This is a genomic window from Hymenobacter sp., from assembly GCF_035709525.1.
Lineage (GTDB): Bacteria > Bacteroidota > Bacteroidia > Cytophagales > Hymenobacteraceae > Hymenobacter.
This window is the reverse complement of the sequence record NZ_DASTEP010000172.1, coordinates 1-20,647: the sequence shown is the minus strand read 5'-3', so window position 1 is coordinate 20,647 and position 20,647 is coordinate 1. Positions and strand designations below refer to the sequence as shown.

The window sequence follows — 20,647 nt, the reverse complement described above, 5'->3', positions numbered from 1 at the left end:
CGCTCCGCTCAGCATGACGACTGGTGCTAGCTAGTCATTCAGCTCGTCGTACACGAGCAATTGATTCTTCGTAATAATGACCTCGCCGGGCTTCAAATCGCCGCTCACGTAGCTCACGTCGCCCACGGTTTTGGTGACTTTCACGGGGCGGGTATCGACCTCCTTCTGGCTTTTGTAGACGAGCACGAAATTCTGGTCTTTGTCGAACACTACCGCGTTGGCGGGCACGGCGAGGCCCTTCTGCGTGCCCGTGTTCAGGATGCGCACCTGAGCGTACATCTCGGGCTTGAGCAGGTAGCCGGGGTTGGGCAGCTTGATGCGAACTTTCAGGGCCTTGCTCTCGGGGTCGAGTACGTTGAACACCTTATCGACCACGCCGGTAAAGTGCTTGTCGGGATACGACAGCGTTGTAATATCAGCCTGGTAGCCAACCTTTACCTTGTCTATATCGGCTTCAAACACGTTGGCCAGCACCCACACCTGGTCGAGGTCGGCGATGGTAAAGAACTTGTCCACGCTCGACGTCGTGTACTGCATGTTCTCCGTCACGTCCTTGTCGGTGATAAAGCCCGAAATGGGAGCCTTGATGGTATAGTGCCCGCTCCGGTCGACGCCGTAGATGCCGAGCTGCTTGTTGGTTTTGCCTAGGTTGCTCTGCGCCTTGCGCAGCTCTTCGCGGGCCAGCACCACGTCGCGCTCGGCCGCCAGGCCGGCCTTGAACTGGTCTTCGGCCACGCTCAGGTTTTTCTTGGCAATGGCCAGGTCGGTGCCCGCGTTGGCGTTCTGGTTTTGCACATCCGCGATTTCGCCCGAGCGCACCACGGCCAGCACCTGGCCCTTGGCTACGTGGTCGCCGAGCTCTACGCGCAGGTCTTCGACCACGCCGCCCACCAAGGGCACCACGTTGGCGGTTTTGTCGCCGTTGGTTGTCACCTGGCCCGAAAACGACTGCTCGCTGCGCATGGGCTCCAGGCGCACGGTGTCGAAGGCCAGCTCTTTCAGGGTTTGGTTGGCCAGAAAAAACGGTTTGGCGGTTGGGGTTTCTTCCTTGGCGGTGTCGGCCTCTTTGTGGCACGCTCCGAGCCCTAGGGTCAGGAGAAAGAGGAGAGCAGAACGGTTCATTAGTTGCTAGTTGTCAGTTTTTAATTTCTGGTTTCAACTGTCATGCTGAACGGAGCGCAGCGAAGTTGAAGCATCTCTACCGCTTCGTTGCTAGCGTTAGGAATTAGTTCACCGCTAGAGATGCTTCGACTCCGCTGCGCTCCGCTCAGCATGACGGACGGGCGTAAGCAGCACCCTACTCCGCCTTGAGCAGCACGCGCCCCACCGAGAGGTTCACATTCTCGAACGCCCGCATCCGGTTGGCGCGCAGCGTGTTGAGCTGCAACACATTGTTCTTGTAAGCCTCGTAAAAGTCGAGATACTCCACAATGCTGATGAGGCGCTTGGTGTAGCCCTGCTCGATGTTGTCGATGAGCTTCGAGAAGGGTGTCGTGTCGCGATTGGTGTGCTGGTAGAGGTCGTCTTGGCGCTGGGCCACCTGGTAGGCCTCGTGCACATCGCGGCGCACCGTGAGCTGCTGCTGGGCGGCCTCGGCCTGGGCCTGCCCTATCTGGGCCTTAGCCGCCGAAATATTGCCCTGATTGCGGTTAAAGATGGGCACCGCCACGCCCAGCGTTATCGAGTTGTAATTGTCAAAATAAGAGCCTAGGCGGTCGTAGCTGTAGCCCACGGCCAAGTCGGGCGCGGCCACGGCCTTTTGCAAGCGCAGATTCAACTGCTGGCGCTGCACTTCGGCTTGGCGGCTTAGCAGGTCGGCGCGGCGCACCAGAGCCGTATCGATGAGCTGCTGCTCGGGGAAAGCGTTCAGCGACAGGTCTCGCACGCGGTCGGAGTTAACCACCGGGCGGTACACGGCATTGGTCGAGTCGCGCAGCAAGATGTGCAGGTCGGCCTGCGAGTTGGCCTGGTCAGTTATCAGCCCCACGCGCTCGGTTTCGAGCGTAAACAAGAAGGCTTTCAGACGAATAACCTCCTTGAGCGCGATGTTACCTTTCTCGAACTGGCTCTGATACAGGTCCACCGTCTTGCGCAGCTGCGGAATCTCGGTGTCGTACACGCGCAGCGTCTGGCGGCGGTAGTGAATGTCGTAAAACGTGGTACGCAGCTGAAAGCGCAGGTTGCGCACCAAGTCTTCGAGGTTGAATTGCTCGACCACAGCCGCCTGCTGCTGGGCGCGGCCGGCCGCCTTGCGGCGGCCCGCCAGCGCAAACAGCTGCTGCGCCTGAATGGCCACCTGGTTGCGGCGCAGGTCGGGGTTGTCGCCCACCGCGCCCTGCCGATGAATGGCCTGCTGCAAGGCATTCTGGTCGAGGGTAATCGTTGGGTTATCAATCAATCGTGCCTGCACGGCCAGCGCCTGCTGCGCCGTGATGTTGTAGCGCTGGGCCAGCACTTGCAGGTTATTTTGTACGAAGCGCGCCTCGGCCTCGGGCAAGGTCAGGCGCAGGGTATCGGCGGCAGCGGGGGTAGCCGCGCGCGGGGCCTGGGCGTGAGCGGCCATTCCAACGGCCAGCCCCAGCAGCAAGCCGCCGTAGCGGAGCCAGTGGCGCGCTTCGTGGGTAGGCCGGGCCGTAGTAGGTAGTAGGCGGCGGCGAGCCGCGCCCAGGAATCTTGCTATAATCACTTGCTTGTAGCAGGCCCTTTCTGGACCCTGACGCCGCAAATGTGCAGCCCCAACATTAGGCTGCAATTAGAGAGATATTAGAAACGGATTAGAATGAAAAAATTCTGTGTAAGCCAGCCGCTAAGCTTAACTATACCTTCCTAATTACTCCTTGAGTAAACGCCACCTCGGCTACCGTGCCCCTACCCACTTCCGAGCGCAGGGCCAGCGTGCCGCCGTGTAGCGCCACGATGCGCTGGGCCAGCGGCAACCCCACGCCGTGCCCCACCACCCCACGCACATCGGCAGCCCGGAAAAAAGGCTGAAACACCTGAGCCAAATCCTTTTCGGCAATGCCCTGGCCGGCATCGGCCACGCGCACTACCAGCCCGCCGCCGACCGGGCGGCGCAAGCTGAGCGTGACGCGCTGCTCGGCGCTAGAATATTTCAGAGCATTATCGACCAGGTTGCCGAGGGCGCGGGCTAGTAGCACGCGGTGGCCTTTCAACTCGAATACGGCCGGGTCGTCGGGCAGCTCGCTGAGGTCGCCCAGGTCTACTTGCACACGGCTGCGCTGGGCGGGGGCCACGGCCTCGCGCACCTCCCACAGCAGCTCGTCGAGCCGAATTTCGTCGGTGAGGGGCACGGCTTCGTCGGCCTGAGCCAGGTCGAGCAGATTGTTTATCAGCTGCTTGAGCTGCTGCAACTCGCCTAGCACCGAAATCGCGCCTTCCTTATAGGCGTCGGCCGAGCGCTCGCGGGCCAGCAGCACTTGCAGCTCGCCGATGCTGCTGGTGAGGGGCGTGCGCAGCTCGTGCGAGGCGTTGCGCACAAAGGTGCGCTGGCCCTCAAAGCTGGTTTCGAGCCGCCCGAGCAGGCGATTAAACGTGCGCGCCAAGCGGCGCAGGTCATCGCGCTCGCTGGTGCGCAGCGGCTCATCCACGCGCCGGTGCAGGTCCTGCGCCGTAATGCGGTCGACCTGGTCGTTGAGGGCTGCGATGGGGGCCAGCGCCCGGCCCGCAAAAATCCGCCCCACGGCGTATATAAGCAGTAAGCTCAGTATAAAAATACCGGCCATGATGGTGGCCAGGCTGCGCATGCGGCGGTGGCCGTACACGTTTTCGGCGGCAGCTATTATCACGTAGTCGCCCTGGTTATCGCGGTAAAAAATGCCGATGGCCTGCCGCTCGCCTAGCTTGAAGTACACCTCTTTACTGAGCACGATGCGCGCCAGCAGCGCGTCGCTCAGGCGCACGCGCTCGTCGGCCGCCACAAAGCGCACCCGGCCGCTGGCATCGTAAACCTGCAAAATCTCATTGGGCAGGATTTGCAGGTACTTCTTCTCGAAGTCGCGGAAGGCGCTGGCGCGCATCTCGTCTTTTTCGAGGTAGATGTAGCTCGTGACCTGCGCCCGCTCGCGCAGCCGCTGCCGAAACTCGCGCTGCGACGAATTGCTCTGGAGCAGAAACACGACCGCGAGCACGCCGAGCAGCAGCACGGCCACTACGCTCACGAAAAGCCAGGTGAGGCGGTTGCGGATAGTCATAGGGCGAAGAAAATGGCCTGCAAATTACCGCCTCGGGCCGGGGCCACCAGGGAGGTGCAAGCTTGGCTACTGGCGCGCTGCCGCAGCCGCCGAACACTGTTCAGCCTAAGTTTTGCCGGCCCGCTGGCCCTACTTCTCAAATTCGCTCTACTACGTTCGCATAGCGTTTACAACTGTTGAGATATTTTTTTCACTCTCTTTACCGAGGGTTTACTAAATCTTCATTTTTCTGCTACCTATATTTAGCCACCGCTTTTTACATCACCCCATCCCTTTCAGTATGAGAAAACTCTTACTTCCCCTTTCCGCCGTTGTGCTGGTAGTGGGCGCGCGCGACCTGCACGCCCAAACCCGCAGCGTAAGTGGCCGCGTAGTCGGCAGCGACGGGGCCGGCCTGCCCGGCGTCACGGTTCTGGTAAAAGGTACCAACCAGGGTACCGCCACCGACATGGAAGGCCGCTACACCCTGCCGGCCCCGGTCACCGCCACTACGCTGGTGTTTTCCTTTGTGGGCTACACCAGCCAGGAGGCCCGCATTGGCGACGGCCCGGTTAATATCTCGCTGCAAGCCAGCACGACCAGTCTCGACGAGGCCGTGGTGGTGGGCTACGGCACGCAGTCGCGCCGCGAACTCACGGGCTCGGTAGCCACCATCACGGGCAAGGAAATTGCCAATACGCCGGTGCAAAGCTTCGACCAGGCCTTGCAGGGCCGGGCCACGGGCGTGCAGATAACGACGCCCAACGGGGTGCTCAACAACCCGCCCGTTATCCGCATCCGGGGGGCTAACTCCATCGCGCTCAGCTCGAGCCCGCTGTTCGTTATCGACGGCATTCCGACTTACAGCGGCAACAACTCGGCGGTGGGCAGCGTGCCCAACAACCCGCTGGCCAACATCGCGCCCGAGGACATCGAGAACATCGAGGTGCTGAAAGACGCTTCGGCCACGGCCATCTACGGCTCGCGGGCCAACGGCGGCGTGATACTGGTAACGACCAAGCGCGGCAAAAAAGGGCAAGCCAAGCTCAGCTACGACGCCTGGGTGGGCATCACCAAGCCGGTGCGCTTGTACGAGGTACTGAACGCGGCCGACTACGTGAGCCTGAAAAACGAGGCCGTGCGCAACCTCAACGACAACCGCCTGGCCGCTACCACAACCCCTACACAACCTGGCACGCGCGGCACCAATATTGAGGACGCCTTCGGTAAAAATGCCTCCCTCGCCGCCGACACGCGCTGGTACGACTACATCTACCGCACGGGCTTCTCCAACAATCACAACCTGAATTTCTCGGGCGGCACCGACAAGACGACCTACTTAGCGTCGGTGGGCTACTCCAACCAGAAGGGCATGCTGGTGCGCAACGACTTCCGGCGCTACACGGCCCGCGTCAACGTGGAGCATAAGCTGTTTGACCGCCTCACGCTGGGCGCGCGCGTCAACTATTCCAACTCCCGCAACTCGTCGCCCAACTCGGGCTCGGTAGCCGATGGGGCCTTCGGCACGGCTGGCCTGGGCCGCCTGCCGCTGGTGCTACCGCCTAACATTTCGCCTTATAATGCCGATGGCACTTACAATACCAACGGCGCGGGCATAGGGGCGGGGCCCAATATCAACCCTACCACGAGCACCGCTACTTCGCCTCAGCCGCTGCTGCCGGGCTACTACAACCCGGTGGTGGACCTGGACAACAACTACTTCACGTCGGAGAGCAACCAGCTGCAAGGCGCGCTGTATGCCGACCTGGAACTGGTAAAAGGCCTGCACCTGCGCACGCAGTACGGCATCGACAACCTCAATTTTGAGGATAAGGCGTACTACACCTCGCTGGCGGGCGACGGCTTCTCGACGATTGGCTCGGCCAGCGACTACTACCGCACCAACAAGCGCTGGAACTGGCAGAATACGGCGCAGTACGACCGCTCGTTTGGCGAGCACAACCTGTCGCTACTGGTCGGCAACGAGCAACAGTACACCGAGGTGCAGCGCTGGGGCGCTACCCGCACGGCCGTGGCCGACCCCTTCTTCACCACCTTCCAGGGCAACTACATCAACATTGCCTCATCGGGCAACTCTCAGGGGGCTAGCTATTTGGCTTCGTTTTTCGGGCGTTTCAATTATAACTACGCCCGCAAATACCTGTTTACGGCTACCGCCCGCCGCGATGGCTACTCGGCCTGGTACAACAAGTTTGGCAACTTCTACGGTCTCTCGGCGGGCTACGTGGTGTCGGAGGAAGGCTTCTGGAAAAACGCCAGCTTTGCCAAGGCCTTCGATTTCCTGAAACTGTCGGGTAGCTTCGGCACCACCGGTAACAACCAGGGTATCTACGACTTCGTGTCGCTGCCGCTCTACGGCTCGTTTTTGTACGGCAACACCGGTACCTTCTACTACACGCAGGGCGCTAACCCCAATATCGGCTGGGAGAAAAGCAAGAAGACGGATGCCAGCATCGCGTTTGGCTTCCTGGAAAGCCGCCTAACGGGCGATGCCACGTTCTACTACAACCTGGTGGACGGGCTGATTCTGGACGTACCGCAGGCCCCGTCGCGCGGGATTCCCGGCAACTCTATTCCGGCCAACGTGGGCTCGATGCGCAACCGGGGCTTTGAGTTTAACCTGCGCTACGACGTGTTGCGCGAAAAGGCTTTCACCTGGACCGTCAGCGGCAACCTGACGACGCTCGACAACAAAGTATTATCGCTGCTGAACGACGACCAGCGCATTGCGGGCACCACGTCGGGCCTCGAAACGGCCAACTACACTACCGTGGGTCGCTCCATTGGTTCCATCCTGGCCGTGCCCAATGCGGGCGTGAACCCCCTTACCGGCCAGCGTATGCTGGTGCGCGCCGATGGCACGCGGGTGCAGTACAACCACCTGGGTACCAATGGCACGGGCTGGACCATCGTGAACCCCAACGGCAGCACGGGGGCTAATACCTCGTCGCCCACCCAGCTCGCCGATGGCCAGTACTACGGCCCGGTGCTGCCTACCTTTTACGGCGGCCTAGATAACACCTTCCGCTACAAGGGCATCGACTTGGGCATCTTTATCCAGTACTCGGGCGGCAACTACATCTACAACGGCACCAAGGCTGGCCTGCACGACCAACGCTTCTGGAATAACGAAGTGGATATCAAGGACCGCTGGACGGCCGATAATCCGAATGCCAAATGGCCACGCCTGGTGTACGGCGACAACGTGTCGAACGGCTCGACCATCATCATGTCGCAAAACGTGGAGAAGGGCGATTTTATCCGCCTGCGCAACGTGTCGCTGGGCTACACCTTCCCGTCTAAATTCGTGAACGGCCTCAAGCTCAGCAACGTGCGTGTGTATGCCCAGGTGCAAAACGCGGCACTCTTTACCAAGTACAGCGGCATCGACCCCGAAATCTCGGTAAACGGCGGCAGCAACATCTCGCCCGGCGTCGACCGCAACTCGGTGGGCCAGGCCCGCAGCTATACGGCCGGCATCAACGTTTCCTTCTAATCTACTTGAATCCTAACGCTATATGAAATTTATATCTCGCAAGCGCGTGACTTCGCTGGCCTGCACGGCCCTGCTGGGCCTAGGCACCTTCACTTCGTGCCAGAATGACCTACTCAACGTTAAACCCGTTACCCAACTCGATGCCGGTGTAGCCTTCGACACGCCCTCGCGCGTACTGGCGCAGGTCAACGGCCTGTATAGCTACGTGAAGGTGGGCGGCTTTCTGGGCGGGCGCTACCAGATTTACGGCGACATCCGGGCCAACGACTTCATCAACCGCACCAGCAACGGCGTAACGGGCCTGTCGGTGTGGAACCACACGCTGGCTGAAACCTCGGCCAACGACGTGACAAGTGTGTGGGGCAACGCCTATGCGGCTATCAACCAGGTCAATATTTTCCTGGCTGGCCTCGATGCCAACGCCGATAAGTTCAAGACGTCGGCTTTCACTTCAGTTTACCCCAGTGGCTTTGATGCCACGGGCCTCAACTACCGGGGTGAAGCCCGGCTGCTGCGCGCGCTGTGCTACTACTCGCTGCTCCAGCTCTACGCCCGGCCCTACATCAGTGGTAGTGGCAACGGCAGCAGCCCCGGCCTCCCCCTGCGCCTGACCGCCGAAACTACCTTGGGCAATAATGACCTGGCCCGCAGTACGGTAGCCCAAGTGTACGACCAGATACTGCTGGACCTCAACTATGCCGAGCAAAACCTGCCGCTCCGCTATTCGGCCGCACAGGGCAGTATTGGAGTTTCTACGCTCAATGTCACGCGCGCTCACCGCAACACGGCCATCGCCCTCAAGTCGCGCGTGTACCTAACCATGGGCCGCTACGCCGACGTGATTACCGAAGCCAACAAGCTGGTGCCGACCGCCGCGCCCTACGCCGCCTCGTCTGGCGTGGCCAATGCGCTGAACTCCTCTATTGTGTCGGTGTTCACGGCCCCGCAGGAAACCAGCGAGAGCATTCTCTCCTTTCCCTTCACGGCGCAAGACCCACCCGGCACCCAAAACCAGCTGGCCTACTACTACCTGCCCACCGCGCTGGGCGGCAACGGCGAGTACGGCCTGAATACCAGCACCAACGCGACTACCGGTGGCATTGTTGGCAATAGCGCCTGGCTTTCAACTGATGTGCGGCGCACCAATTTCGTAGTTGCCCCCAACAGCACTAGCGCTGAGCGTTTCCTGGCCAAATATCCCACGGGCTCACCCTACACCGACAAGGCCCCTGTCATTCGCTACTCGGAGGTGATGCTGAGCCTGGCCGAAGCCCTGGCACGCAATACCAACTCCGTCGATAGCCGGGCGCTGGCTTTGCTCAACGCGGTGCGGATGCGCTCCAACCCGGCCATTGCGGCGTCGGGCAGCAACCCGGCTGTCCCGTCGCCCATGTTCGTAGCCACGGATTTCGCTACGGTTACCGATTTCATCAACGCCATCCTGCTGGAGCGCCGCATTGAGTTTCTGGGCGAAGGCATCCGCAACATCGACATCATGCGCCTGAACGCCACCATTCCGGCCAAAGGCACCATCAGCGCCATCCCCAACACCAGCCCGGCCTACGTGTGGCCCATTCCGTCTACCGAGCTGTCGACCAACACCCTGATGACGCGCAACTAAACCCGCCTCACAGGTTCCATAAAAAAAGGCCTTTCCGCGCGCGGAAAGGCCTTTTTTTATGGAATTGATTCTACTCCTCACGCAGCACGTAGCCCATACCCACTACCGTGTGAATGAGCTTTTTGGCAAACGGCTTATCGACCTTATTACGCAGGTAGTTCACGTACACATCTATCACGTTGGAGCCCGCGTCGAAGGCTTCTTCCCAGGTGTGCTCCGCTATTTCGCCCCGGCTTAGCACGCGGCCCTGGTGGCGCAGCAGCAACTCCAGCAAATTAAACTCACGGGCGGTGAGCTTGATGGGCTGGCCGGCGCGGGCCACGGTTTTGGCGGCGGTATCCACTATCAGGTCGGCGAGGCGCAGCTGGCTGCCTTTGGCCTCGGCGTGGCCGCGGCGGCGCGTGAGGGCGCGCACGCGGGCCAGCAGCTCGGCAAAGTCGAAGGGCTTCACGAGGTAGTCGTCGGCGCCGCCGTCGAAGCCCAGCAGCTTGTCCTGGGTGGTGCCCAGGGCCGTGAGCATGAGGATGGGCAGCTCCTGGTTTTGGGCGCGCACGGCTTTCAGCACTTCCAGGCCGCTTTGGCCGGGCAGTATCACGTCGAGTATCAGCAGGTCGATGTCCTCGCTCAAGGCCAGGCGCTGGCCAAAAGTGCCGTCGTAGGCCACTACCACGTCATAGCCTTCCTCCTCCAGCCCGCGCCGGATAAAGGCCGATACCTTGGGCTCGTCTTCGACCAGTAATATTTTGGTTGGCATAGGCTGCAAAGTAACGGCGGTGGCTGGGCCGTGCAGCTACCGGTGGCCTGATGAGGCCGAAGCTGCTTAGAAAGTTCTAAAACATAAAACCTTCCGTCATGCTGAGCGGAGCGCAGCGGAGTCGAAGCATCTCTATCGGTGAACTGACTCCTGACGCCAGCAACGAAGCGGTAGAGATGCTTCGACTCCGCTACGCTGCGCTCAGCATGACGAACGTTTTTCCTTCTCCTTTATCTTTTACTCGTCCTCGTAGTCCAGCCCCAGGCAGCTATTCAGCGCCTGCTGAAGCTCGCTGGCGGCGTGCAGCTGGCCGGCTTTTCGGCTCACTACCAATCCTTTGCGATACACTTGCTCGGCTTCGTCCTTTTTGCCGGAGCCTTCGAGCAGCTTGCCGGCGTGGTAGTAGGTGCCCACGTAGTCGGGGTGCTCGGTGAGGAGCTTTTGGTAGTAGTCCCAGGCCAGCTTGGGGTCGTCGGCGCGGTATTCGGTGGCCAGGGCGTAGATAACGAACGGGTCGGTGGGGTCTTCCTGGTAGAAGGCGAGCAGCTGCTGCAAGCGGCTGGGGGCGGTGGGGTTCATCGGCGGGTAGCGGGGACAGGGTTCGGGCTATATTTGAGGCGAAATTGCGACCGCCGCGCCGCATTTCGGCTTTCTAAACCCGCCCGGCGACCTTTTCAGGCCTGGCAACTGTTATGCAAGCCTACTACTTTTGCAGCCATCCTCTCACCCTACCCTCGTTTTAGATGAAGTTTCTGGTTTGTATTTCCAACGTGCCCGACACGACCACCAAAATCGCCTTCACGCCTGACAATAAAGAGTTTAATAAGGCCGGGGTGCAGTTCGTGATTAACCCCTGGGACGAATACGCCCTCACCCGCGCCATCGAGCTCAAGGAAGCCAACCCCGGCAGCACCGTGACCGTGCTCAACGTGGGCGAGGCCGACACCGAGCCCAACATCCGCAAGGCGCTGGCCATCGGGGCCGACGACGCCATCCGCGTGAACGCGGCTCCTACCGACGCCTTTTTCGTGGCCCAGCAAATTGCGGCCATCGCCAAAGACGGCGGCTACGACGTGATTCTGATGGGCAAGGAAAGCATTGATTACAACGGCTTTCAGGTGCACGGCATGGTGGGCGAGCTGCTCGGCATCCCGACCGTAGCGCCCGCCATGAAGCTGGATATGAGCGGCAACACCGCCACACTGGAGCGCGAAATCGAGGGCGGCAAAGAGATTGTGCAGGTAGCCGCGCCCTTCGTGGCCAGCTGCCAGCAGCCCATGTGCGAGCCCCGCATCCCCAACATGCGCGGCATTATGACGGCCCGCACCAAGCCCCTGAAAGTGGTGCCCGCCACCGGCTCCGGGGCCCGCACCAAAGTAGCCGAGTACGCGCTGCCCCCCAAGAAGCAGGGCGTCAAGCTCATCGACGCCGCTAACGCCGGCGAGCTGATTAAGCTGCTGCGCAACGAAGCGAAAGTAATCTAATGCTAAGACATGAGACGTTAGACATGAGACATGAGAACCGGCTAGTCTGGTTTTTATGGCGCGTGGCTAATTCGGTTCTCATGTCTCATGTCTAACGTCTAAAGTCTTTATAAAATGTCAGTTTTAGTAGTAGTTGAATGTGACAAAGGCGAGGTTAAAAAATCCTCGCTCGAAGTAGCCACCTACGGCGCGCAGGTAGCCGCCCAGCTCGGCACCACCGCCACGGCCATTGCCGTGGGCGAAGCCACCGAGGCCAGCCTCGCCAAGCTCGGCGAGCAGGGCATCACGAAGGTGCTGTACGACAAGGAGCCCCGCCTCAAGGACTTCGTGAACAACGCCTACACCAAGCTCATTGCCACGGCCGCCCAGCAGGAAGACGCCAAGGTAATCGTGCTGGCCAACAGCAACATCGGCGCGGCCGTGGGCTCGCGCCTGTCGGTGCGGCTGCAAGCGGCGCTGGCCACCAACGTGGTAGAGCTGCCCAAAACCGACGGCGGCCAGTTCACCGTGAAGCGCGGCGCGTTTTCGGGCAAGGCGTTTTCGGACGTGGTACTGAGCGGCGACCGCAAGATTATCGCCGTTAAAAAGAACTCCATCGAAGCGCAGCACGAGGCCGGCAAAACGGCTGAGGTAGCCGCCTTCTCGGCTCAGTTGGGCGACGCCGACTTTGCCGACGCACCCCAGCAGGTGGTGATGCAAGACCAAGCCGGCGGCATCCTGCTGCCCGAAGCCTCGCTGGTAGTGAGCGGCGGCCGCGGCATGAAAGGCCCCGAAAACTGGAACCTCATCGAAGACCTGGCCAAGGCGCTCGGCGCGGCCACGGCCTGCTCCAAGCCCGTTTCGGACGTCGATTGGCGCCCCCACCACGAGCACGTGGGCCAGACCGGCATCACGGTTTCGCCCAATCTCTATATCGCCTGTGGTATTTCAGGCGCTATTCAGCACTTGGCCGGCGTCAACTCCAGCAAGGTGATTGTGGTCATCAACAAAGACCCCGAAGCGCCCTTCTTCAAAGCCGCCGACTACGGCATCGTAGGCGACGTATTCGACGTGCTGCCCAAGCTGACGGCCGCCGTGAAGGAGCTAAATTAAGCTGTAACGCCAAGCTCCGGCTTGGCGCTCGCCGGGGCCCGCAGCCGGACCCTGATGAGCGCCAAGCTGGAGCTTGGCGTTACTTTTCTAAGCTACTTTCGGCCTTCGGTGCTTTATTTGTCGTAAAGAACTCCTCTACCCGTTTCCCGGACTTAAAACGTCCCCGCGACCCTTGAAAAAAATTCCGCTCGAAATTCTGGGCCTGTCTTCCTCACAGTCGCAGTCCGGTTCGTTTGCCCTCATCCTGGGCGAGAAGCACGGCAATCGCCGCCTGCCGATTATCATCGGCATGTTTGAAGCTCAGAGTATTGCCATTCAAATTGAGAAAATCAGCCCCAACCGGCCGCTCACGCACGACCTGTTCAAGTCGTTTGCCGAGCACGTGCACGTGGCTATTATCGAAGTAGTTATCTCTGACCTCAAAGAGGGCGTGTTTTACTCGCGTATCGTGTGCTCGGATGGCGCGACCACCTTCGAGATTGATGCCCGCCCATCCGATGCCATCGCCATTGGCCTGCGCTTCGGGGTGCCCATTTTCACGGTTGAAAGCGTGCTCAGCGAAGCTGGTATCATCCTCTCCGACCTTGACGAAAACGCCGAGGAGGACGAGGACGACCGCGACGAAGACGACGAGGATGACGACGACAGCCCCGCCCCGTCGCCGCGCGCCACCGAGCCCCGCGAGCCCAGCGGCCAGGTGTCGCTCGATGAGCTGACCAAGATGCTGGCCCAGGCGCTGGAAAAGGAAGACTACGAAAAAGCGGCGAAAATCCGCGACGAGTTGAACAAGCGCAACGGCTAGCGTTTGGGCACTTTGCTTTTGCTCTTGAAAGTCCTGGCCGGTTATTCGGCCAGGACTTTTAGTTAATATACTGGTTATCATGCAGAAAAAAGCGTATGTTATGCTGAACGCAGTGAAGCATCTCTATCGCCTCGTTGAACGGCCCGGATGAAGCGGCAGAGATGCTTCACTACGTTCAGCATGACAGTCGTTATTATTCAAACAGCCAATTCGCAGACTCATTATCCGGTTATTTCCTACTAAGCTTTTACCCTAATAATTATGTCGTTAGCTATATCCCAGCGCGGACAGGACATGCCCGCCTCCCCTTTCCGCAAGCTGGCGCCCTTCGCCGAAGCCGCCAAGCGCCAGGGCAAAAAAGTGTACCACCTCAACATCGGCCAGCCCGACATCCCGACGCCGCCAAGCTTGTTTGAGGCTGTGCGCCAGGCCGATATCCGGGTGCTGGCCTACAGCCACGGCGCGGGCACCGACAGCTACCGCCAGAAGCTGGCCGCCTACTACCACCGCGCCGGCATTGAGGTAAGCACCGATGAGATACTGGTAACGACGGCCGGTAGCGAGGCCATTCTGTTTGCCCTGCTCACCTGCCTCAATCCGGGTGATGAAGTCATTGTGCCCGAGCCGTTTTACGGCACGTACACGGCCTTTGCCATCGCGGCGGGGGTGAATATCGTGACGGTAACGGCTACCATTGAAGACGGCTTTGCGCTGCCGCCGCTAACTGATTTTGAGGCCGTTATTACGCCGCGTACCAAGGCCATTCTGCTGTGCAACCCCAGCAACCCGACCGGCCACGTGTACACGCGGCGCGAGTTGGAAGACATCTTAGGCTTATGCCTGCGCCATGGTTTGTACCTGCTGTCGGATGAGGCGTACCGCGAATATTGCTACGACGGGGCGCGCGCTACCAGCGCCCTCAACCTGGCCGGCGGCGAAGAGCACGTAGTCGTAATGGACACAATCTCAAAGCGCTACAGCGCCTGCGGCGCTCGCGTGGGCTCGCTCGTGACGCGCAACAAGACCGTGTTTGAGGCCGCGTTTCACTTCGCCCAGATGCGGATTAGTCCGCCCGGCCTGGGTATGCTGCTGGGCGAGGCCGCGGCCGACCTGCCCGAAAGCTATTTTGACGAAAACCGCGCCGAGTACCAGGCCCGGCGCGACCTCACGGTGACGCGCCTGCAAGCCATGCCCGGCGTGCGGTGCCCGGTGCCGGGCGGCGCATTTTATGTGATAGCCCACCTGCCAGTAGACGATGCCGAGCGCTTCGGCGAGTGGCTGCTGACGAAGTTCAGCTACGAAAACCAGACGCTGATGCTGTCGCCGGCCAATGGCTTTTACCAGACGCCCGGCCTGGGCCGCCAGCAAGTCCGCATTGCCTACGTGCTGAACCTGAGCGACCTGGCCGCCGCCCTCACCTGCCTCGAACACGCGCTGCTGGCCTACCCCGGCCGCACCGAGCCGGTCGAGGCGCCGGAGCCTGCCACTGCTACCGCGCTGCTGGTTTGAGGTGTAGAGACGCATACTTGCGTCTCGTCGCTGTTAAGCTCGCCTGACGGGAGACGCAAGTATGCGTCTCTACACTCACCGCGTAACTACATTAATCATCTTGTTCAGGAAGTAAGTGCACATTGCCCGGCGCTTTAGCGCCGGGGTTGCGGGCCGCCCGTTTTCATGGGGCTTTAGCCCATATCGGTGCCAGCATGGGCTAAAGCCCCGTAAAGCATGGCGCTGCTAAATCCCGGCGCTAAAGCGCCGGGCAATACCTGCTTACTTCCTGAACAAGGTATTAACTTTTTCAAAACTGAGCCGTTAGGCCTGAACTACGAGCAAAGCGGGGCACTACCCCCGGCTGCTGCTCGCTAGCTCAAGCCTAACGGCTTTTCTATTGAAAATATCACGGCCTGAACCTCAATCACTTGCCTACTCTTAGCCTTTTCTTCATGTCGCCCACTCCTACCGCCGATTCGCCTACCACCCACGACTACTCGGGTCCGCTGCGGGTGTGGCACTGGGGCAATGCGCTGCTGGTGCTGGGGCAGCTCATCACGATTCTCTTCATCAAGATTATCGTGAAGCCCAAGGCGCTGGTGCCCGAGTTTCAGGCGGCGGCGGCGCGGGCGGGCGGCGACCTCACCAAAGAGCAGGGCATGAACATTGCCCGCCTGATGAGCGAGCGCCTCTGGGACTGGCACATCAGTATCGGGCTGGCGCTGGCGGCTTTTTGGCTGTACTGGCTGGTATTGCAGCTCACGGTCCCGGCCGGGCAGCGCTTTGAGGCGCGGCTGCGGGCGGCAGCCCGGCACTACCGGCTGGCCCCGCCCGCCGCGCGCCCTGATGCGCAGCACACGCTGCTGGTCAAGCTTTCCTACCTCGCTTTCTACTTGTTTATCAACGTAATGGTGCTAACTGGCCTGGCTCTGACCTGGGCCGACGACGTGACTTGGCTGCACGGCATCGAGCACACCGTGAAGGAAGTACACAACGTCACGATGTACTTGATTATCGCTTTTGTAGCGACGCATATTGTAGGGGTAGTGTGGTCAGAAATCACTAAAGACCGCGGCCTGATTTCGCGGATGGTGAGCGGCGCGGCGCAGAAAAGTTCCTGAAAAATTTTTATTTTTTATAGCTAACGGCTAAATCCGGGGCCTGCGCGGGGGCGTAGGTTGGGCATTATTGCACCTGCCGCCAGCCGATGAAAGTACTTGAGCCGGAACTTGAACAAGCCCTTATCCGCCGCCTGCACGCTCGCGAAGAGGCAGCTATGGTCTTGTTTTACAAGCATTACGGTAAAGCCCTACACCACACCATCTGGCGCATCGTGCGGCAGGATGAGCTAGCCGAGGACATCATGCAGGAAACGCTGCTCAAGTTTTGGCTGGCTTTCCCGAAATATGATTCTGCCAAGGGCAAGCTTTTTACCTGGGCGCTGAATATCGGCCGCAACCTGGCCATCGACCACCTGCGCGAGCGGCGCTACCGCGACGCCCAGCGCACGCTCTCGCTCAACGCCGACAACGCGCCCGACCGCGCCGCGCCGACCACCTTCCGGCCCGAGCACATCGGGGTGCGCGAGTGGCTGGAGCTGCTCGGCCCCGCCGACCGCCAGTTGCTCGACCTGCTGTACCTCAGGGGCTACACCCAGACCGAAGCCGCCGACGAGCTGCGCCTGCCGCTGGGCACGGTGAAGTCGCGGGCCGGCCGCGTAATCAGGGCGCTGGCGCGGGTGATGCGCTAGCCAAGCGCCCGCCGCGCAACCTCTGCCGCGCTTTTGCCGAACAAAGCAGCCCGGCCCAATCCCATCGGCGAACCGGTTTTTGCGCTGCTATGACGTTTTCTGCCCGCTTACTACTGCTTTTGGTGGTGCCTGCCGCCGCGCTGGCCCAGGCACCAGCCCCGCTACCACCCGACTCGCCCCTGCCCCGCCTGCTGGCCGAGCGCCGGGTGCTCACCCAGCAATACGCCGAGGCCAATGCCCAGCGCCACGGCCTGCTGGGGCTTAGCAACAAGCCCAGCAAGAAGGACTTGCAGGACGTGGTGGACGCCTTGCAAGGCATCGTGAACAAGGACGAGCAGATAGTGGCCGTGCTCAACCAAACCGCCCAGCAGGCCCAAACCACCGCCGCCCAGCTCCAAACCACCACGACCACGCTGCAAAACACCGGCCGCGACGACCGTAACCTGACCGTGCAGCGCCTCAGCGAATTGCAAAACGACTTGCAAAACGCCCGGCAGCGCGAGCGCCAGGCCGCCGAGCGCCAGCGCACGCTGGCCGCCGACCTGGCCGAGGCCCAGCAGGGCCGCACCGGGCGCGATGCGCTCATCGTGGGGCTGGCGCTGGGGTGCGTGGGGCTGTTTTTTTGGCGGCGGCGGCGCTAGGCAAGCCCGGCCAGCGGCGCTACCTTGGCAGCCCGAAACCGCCCTGGCGGCGCTGCCCCGATGATAACCTTTACCGAAGACCAAGCCACCGCGCTCGTCACCGACGCGGGCACCCTCAAGCGTGGCCGCGAGCTGGCCGGCCCCGCCAAGTGGGGCAACCTCGGCCGCACCGACACCGCCGCCTGGGGCGAGTGCGCGGGCAGCGGCTCGAAGCCCTACCTGGTGGGCATCGACCTCAGCGAGCCGGCGTTTAAATGCTCGTGCCCGAGCCGGGTGTTTCCGTGCAAGCACGGGGCCGGGCTGCTGCTCCTGCTAGCGCGGCAGCCAGCGCTATTACCCGCTGGCACGCCGCCTACTTGGCTGGCCGAATGGCTCGACAAGCGCCAGGCCAAAGGCGACGAGCAAGCCGAAAAAGCGGCCGCCAAAACCGCTAAAAAAGTAACCATCGCCACCCCGGCCGATACCGCCGAAGCTGCGCCCGAAGCCGCCGAAGCACCTGCTACCACCGCCGCCCAGCAAAAGCGCGAAGCCCAGCGCCACGCCCGCATGCAGGCCGGGGCGCTGGATTTCGAAAACTGGCTGCTCGACCTGCTGCGCGCCGGCCTGGCCGACCTGGAACGCAAGCCGGCCAGCTTTTGGGAAGACCAAGCCGCCCGGCTGGTCGATAACCAGCTGCCCGGCCTGGCCGCCGTGCTGCGCGAACTGGCCGAGCTGCCCACCGCCGGCCCCGACTGGAGCAGCCGCCTGCTGGGCCGCCTGGGCGAGCTCTACGTGCTGGTGCGCGCCTTTTTGAACCGCGACAACCTCGCGCCCACTGCCCGGCAGGACGTGTGGCAGCAGGTCGGCATTACGCCCAAAAAAGACGACCTGCTGGCTAACCCAGCCGCCGTAATCGTGGTCGATACGTGGCTGGCGCTGGGCCAATATGCCTGGGAAGAAGAGCGCGTGACGGGCCGCCGCAGCTGGCTTTTCGGCCAGAACTCGGGCCGCACGGCGCTGGTGCTGGACTTCGCTTTTGGCAGCCAGCCCTTTGCCACGGCGCTGGTGCCGCAGGGCAAATACGCGGGCGAGCTGGTATTCTACCCCGGCCTGCTGCCGTTGCGCGCCGCGCCTATCAATCTGGTGTACAAGGGTAGCGCGGCCGATGCCACGCCGCCCGGCCAGGGTATTGCCGACCTACTGGAAAGCTACGCCTCGGCGCTAGCCCGGCAGCCCTGGCTGCGGCAGTGGCCGGCCGCCCTCGGCCCCGTGCTACCCACCCCGCTGCCCGATGGCAGTTGGCTGCTGCATTCGGCTACCGAGCCGCTGGCGCTACCCCTGCGCATTATGGACGAGGATATTGCCTGGCAATGGCTGGCCTTGAGTGGCGGGCAGCCGCTTACGCTTTTTGGCGAGTGGGATGGGCAGGCGTACCTGCCGGTAATCTGCTGGACTGAGGACCGCGACATATCGGGCAACCCGCTGGTGCTGGACGATTTTTTCGTGGCCGGGGCCAGCGCGGGGCAGGCTGTGGATGCACTGTTGCCGCTGGGAACACTGCCAGTTGCCGGAGCTGCACCAGTAGCGCCGGCCACCAGGCCAGCGGCCGCGACGCGGCACAACGCGGCTGCCGCAACGAACGCGCAGACTGCTGTTGCCTCCACTTCGGAAGGAGAAATAGCCGCCGCCAGCGCTTCGGCTTCGCAAGCTGAGCTGACGGCCGCCGACCTCCCGGCCTGGCCCACGCTGCTGCGGCTGGCGCTGCTAGGTACCCGCCAGAGCGCCGAGGTCTTGCCCGCTTTTCCGACTTTGCCTGCTACCGGCTCGCGCGAGCAAAACCTGCTGCTGGCGGCCGGCGCGCTGGCGCTGATGCAAAAAGCCGGCTACCAACCCGCTGCCGCTACCACGCCGGCCCCCACCCCGGCCCCGCCCGACCACCTGCCGGCGCTGGGGCCGCTGGGCACCGAGTGCCTGCACCAGATGCTGGTGCGCGCCCAGCACCTCGACCTGCTACCCGACTACCTGCGCCAGGTGGCCGCCGCCGGCCGCCGCGTGCCCGAGGCCCTACTGATGCCGCTGCTGCAACACGCCGTTCGCTCGATTGAGGCGCGGAGCCACCTGGCAGAATTGCTGGGCGAGCGGGGCCGCTGGCTGGCGGCGCTTAATCTGGCCTGGGCCAAGCTTTTCACCCCGGTCAGCCCCGCCACTGACCCGGCCGACCCTACCAACCTTACCACCTGGGAAACTGGCCTGCTGCCCGAGCGCCTGGCCTGGCTACGCCAGGCCTTCGCCCGCGACAGCGACACGGCCCGCGCCCTGCTATTGGCCGCCCTGCCCACCGAGCCGGCCAAAACGCAAGGAGCTCTGCTGAAAATCCTGGCCGAACACCTGCACCCCGACGCCGAGCCTGCGCTCGAAACCCTGCTAAAATCGCGGGGCCAGGAGGTGCGCCGGCTGGCTGCCGCGCTGCTGGTGCGCCTGCCCGGCGCGGCCCTCACCGGGCGGCTGTGGGCGCGGGCCGCGCCGCTTATCACGGCCCGGCGCAAGCTGCTGGGGCTGGGTAAAGCTGAGCTGGAAATCACCCTACCCACGGCCTGGGACAAAACCTGGCTGGCCGATGGCATTGAGGAGAAAAACGACCAGTACCTCTACCTGGCCGGCCACAGCAAGGCCGCCGTGGGGGCCGGGGCCGCCCGCCTGGCCAACCTGCTGGCGCTGCTGCCCGTGGGCCGCTGGCTGCCGCACCTGGGCCTCTCGGCCGATGAATTGCTGACGGCGGCGCTGGCCTCGGAGTGGGCCGTGCCGCTGCTGCCCGCCTGGGCGCTGAGTACCCTGAGCCACGAAGACCCCGAGCTGGCCGCCGCCTTTGTGCGGCTCTGGCTGGGGCAAAGCCTACAGCTCCAGAAGCTAAAAATCCACTTCGACATTGAGGCGCTATCGGCGCTTTTGCCCGAAGCCACCCGCCGGCAGCTGCTGGTACCCAAGCTGGTGCTGCACCTCAACCGCGCGGGCACAGAGTCGGAGCCGGCCCTCGCCGCCCTCGCGCAGGCCGAGGTGCTGCCCGGCCCCTGGCCCTGGGCGCTCACCGAGGCCGCGCTGGCCGTGGTGGCTTTGCACACCACTCACACCGCCGGCTGGCTTTCCTACGAGCGCCGCCGCTTCGGCACCTTCATCAGCCAAACGCTGCCCGGCCGACTGGCCCCGGCCGACGCGCCGGCCGCCGCGCAGCTACTGGCCGCCATCGCGGAGCCGCACGAGTTTTACGCCGAGCAGTTTCGCACGTTTAGCGAGACGGTTCGCTTTAGAGCCGATTTGGCGGCTAGCCT

15 protein-coding genes are annotated in these 20,647 nt (G+C 62.3%); 10 read left to right on the top strand and 5 right to left on the bottom strand.

Annotated elements, in window-relative coordinates:
- Window positions 1-30: 30 nt before the first annotated feature.
- The 3 genes from VFO93_RS15610 to VFO93_RS15600 form a co-directional block, all read right to left on the bottom strand.
- Complete coding sequence (locus VFO93_RS15610) at window positions 31-1,122, bottom strand: efflux RND transporter periplasmic adaptor subunit (RefSeq protein WP_325135297.1); 1,092 nt, start codon at window positions 1,120-1,122, stop codon at window positions 31-33.
- Window positions 1,123-1,297: 175 nt separating this feature from the next.
- On the bottom strand, window positions 1,298-2,686 hold the full coding sequence (locus VFO93_RS15605) for a TolC family protein (RefSeq protein ID WP_325135296.1): 1,389 nt from the start codon (window positions 2,684-2,686) through the stop codon (window positions 1,298-1,300).
- Between the two features lie 130 nt (window positions 2,687-2,816).
- Window positions 2,817-4,211 carry a sensor histidine kinase gene (locus VFO93_RS15600; protein WP_325135295.1) on the bottom strand — a complete coding sequence of 465 codons (1,395 nt, stop codon included), beginning with the start codon at window positions 4,209-4,211 and terminating at the stop codon, window positions 2,817-2,819.
- 280 nt (window positions 4,212-4,491) lie between these two features.
- Here VFO93_RS15600 and VFO93_RS15595 point away from each other — a divergent pair, with 280 nt between their 5' ends.
- Both VFO93_RS15595 and VFO93_RS15590 read left to right on the top strand, forming a co-directional pair.
- Window positions 4,492-7,707 carry a TonB-dependent receptor gene (locus VFO93_RS15595; protein WP_325135294.1) on the top strand — a complete coding sequence of 1,072 codons (3,216 nt, stop codon included), beginning with the start codon at window positions 4,492-4,494 and terminating at the stop codon, window positions 7,705-7,707.
- Between the two features lie 22 nt (window positions 7,708-7,729).
- Window positions 7,730-9,328, top strand: coding sequence for a RagB/SusD family nutrient uptake outer membrane protein (locus tag VFO93_RS15590; protein ID WP_325135293.1), 1,599 nt, complete (start codon window positions 7,730-7,732; stop codon window positions 9,326-9,328).
- 70 nt (window positions 9,329-9,398) lie between these two features.
- Here the strand turns inward: VFO93_RS15590 and VFO93_RS15585 are convergent, their stop codons facing one another.
- Together VFO93_RS15585 and VFO93_RS15580 are read right to left on the bottom strand one after the other, a co-directional pair.
- Window positions 9,399-10,082, bottom strand: a complete 684-nt coding sequence (locus tag VFO93_RS15585) for a response regulator transcription factor (protein WP_325135292.1) — start codon at window positions 10,080-10,082, stop codon at window positions 9,399-9,401.
- 237 nt (window positions 10,083-10,319) lie between these two features.
- Entirely contained in the window at window positions 10,320-10,661 is a 342-nt protein-coding gene (locus VFO93_RS15580; RefSeq protein ID WP_325135291.1) for a tetratricopeptide repeat protein, read from the bottom strand.
- 164 nt (window positions 10,662-10,825) lie between these two features.
- On the opposite strand from VFO93_RS15580, the gene VFO93_RS15575 reads away from it, so the two are divergent.
- The 8 genes from VFO93_RS15575 to VFO93_RS15540 form a co-directional block, all read left to right on the top strand.
- A complete protein-coding gene (locus VFO93_RS15575) occupies window positions 10,826-11,566 on the top strand; it encodes an electron transfer flavoprotein subunit beta/FixA family protein (protein WP_325135290.1) in 741 nt (246 codons plus the stop codon).
- A 114-nt stretch (window positions 11,567-11,680) separates the two neighbouring features.
- A complete protein-coding gene (locus VFO93_RS15570) occupies window positions 11,681-12,658 on the top strand; it encodes an electron transfer flavoprotein subunit alpha/FixB family protein (protein WP_325135288.1) in 978 nt (325 codons plus the stop codon).
- A gap of 172 nt (window positions 12,659-12,830) precedes the next feature.
- Window positions 12,831-13,460, top strand: coding sequence for a bifunctional nuclease family protein (locus VFO93_RS15565; RefSeq protein ID WP_325135287.1), 630 nt, complete (start codon window positions 12,831-12,833; stop codon window positions 13,458-13,460).
- A gap of 261 nt (window positions 13,461-13,721) precedes the next feature.
- Entirely contained in the window at window positions 13,722-14,969 is a 1,248-nt protein-coding gene (locus VFO93_RS15560; RefSeq protein ID WP_325135286.1) for a pyridoxal phosphate-dependent aminotransferase, read from the top strand.
- A gap of 434 nt (window positions 14,970-15,403) precedes the next feature.
- On the top strand, window positions 15,404-16,072 hold the full coding sequence (locus VFO93_RS15555) for a cytochrome b/b6 domain-containing protein (RefSeq protein WP_325135285.1): 669 nt from the start codon (window positions 15,404-15,406) through the stop codon (window positions 16,070-16,072).
- A gap of 86 nt (window positions 16,073-16,158) precedes the next feature.
- Window positions 16,159-16,701, top strand: a complete 543-nt coding sequence (locus tag VFO93_RS15550; RefSeq protein ID WP_325135284.1) for an RNA polymerase sigma factor — start codon at window positions 16,159-16,161, stop codon at window positions 16,699-16,701.
- Between the two features lie 89 nt (window positions 16,702-16,790).
- Window positions 16,791-17,342, top strand: a complete 552-nt coding sequence (locus VFO93_RS15545) for a hypothetical protein (RefSeq protein ID WP_325135283.1) — start codon at window positions 16,791-16,793, stop codon at window positions 17,340-17,342.
- A gap of 60 nt (window positions 17,343-17,402) precedes the next feature.
- Window positions 17,403-20,647, top strand: a 3,245-nt coding sequence (locus tag VFO93_RS15540; RefSeq protein WP_325135282.1) for a DUF5691 domain-containing protein, incomplete at its 3' end; no start/stop codon positions are given.

Coding starts and splice junctions, on each gene's coding strand:
- VFO93_RS15610 (WP_325135297.1), bottom strand. CDS start 1,122: ATGAACCGTTCTGCTCTCCTCTTTCTCCTGACCCTAGGGCTCGGAGCG.
- VFO93_RS15600 (WP_325135295.1), bottom strand. CDS start 4,211: ATGACTATCCGCAACCGCCTCACCTGGCTTTTCGTGAGCGTAGTGGCC.
- VFO93_RS15595 (WP_325135294.1), top strand. CDS start 4,492: ATGAGAAAACTCTTACTTCCCCTTTCCGCCGTTGTGCTGGTAGTGGGC.
- VFO93_RS15590 (WP_325135293.1), top strand. CDS start 7,730: ATGAAATTTATATCTCGCAAGCGCGTGACTTCGCTGGCCTGCACGGCC.
- VFO93_RS15585 (WP_325135292.1), bottom strand. CDS start 10,082: ATGCCAACCAAAATATTACTGGTCGAAGACGAGCCCAAGGTATCGGCC.
- VFO93_RS15580 (WP_325135291.1), bottom strand. CDS start 10,661: ATGAACCCCACCGCCCCCAGCCGCTTGCAGCAGCTGCTCGCCTTCTAC.
- VFO93_RS15575 (WP_325135290.1), top strand. CDS start 10,826: ATGAAGTTTCTGGTTTGTATTTCCAACGTGCCCGACACGACCACCAAA.
- VFO93_RS15570 (WP_325135288.1), top strand. CDS start 11,681: ATGTCAGTTTTAGTAGTAGTTGAATGTGACAAAGGCGAGGTTAAAAAA.
- VFO93_RS15560 (WP_325135286.1), top strand. CDS start 13,722: ATGTCGTTAGCTATATCCCAGCGCGGACAGGACATGCCCGCCTCCCCT.
- VFO93_RS15555 (WP_325135285.1), top strand. CDS start 15,404: ATGTCGCCCACTCCTACCGCCGATTCGCCTACCACCCACGACTACTCG.
- VFO93_RS15550 (WP_325135284.1), top strand. CDS start 16,159: ATGAAAGTACTTGAGCCGGAACTTGAACAAGCCCTTATCCGCCGCCTG.
- VFO93_RS15545 (WP_325135283.1), top strand. CDS start 16,791: ATGACGTTTTCTGCCCGCTTACTACTGCTTTTGGTGGTGCCTGCCGCC.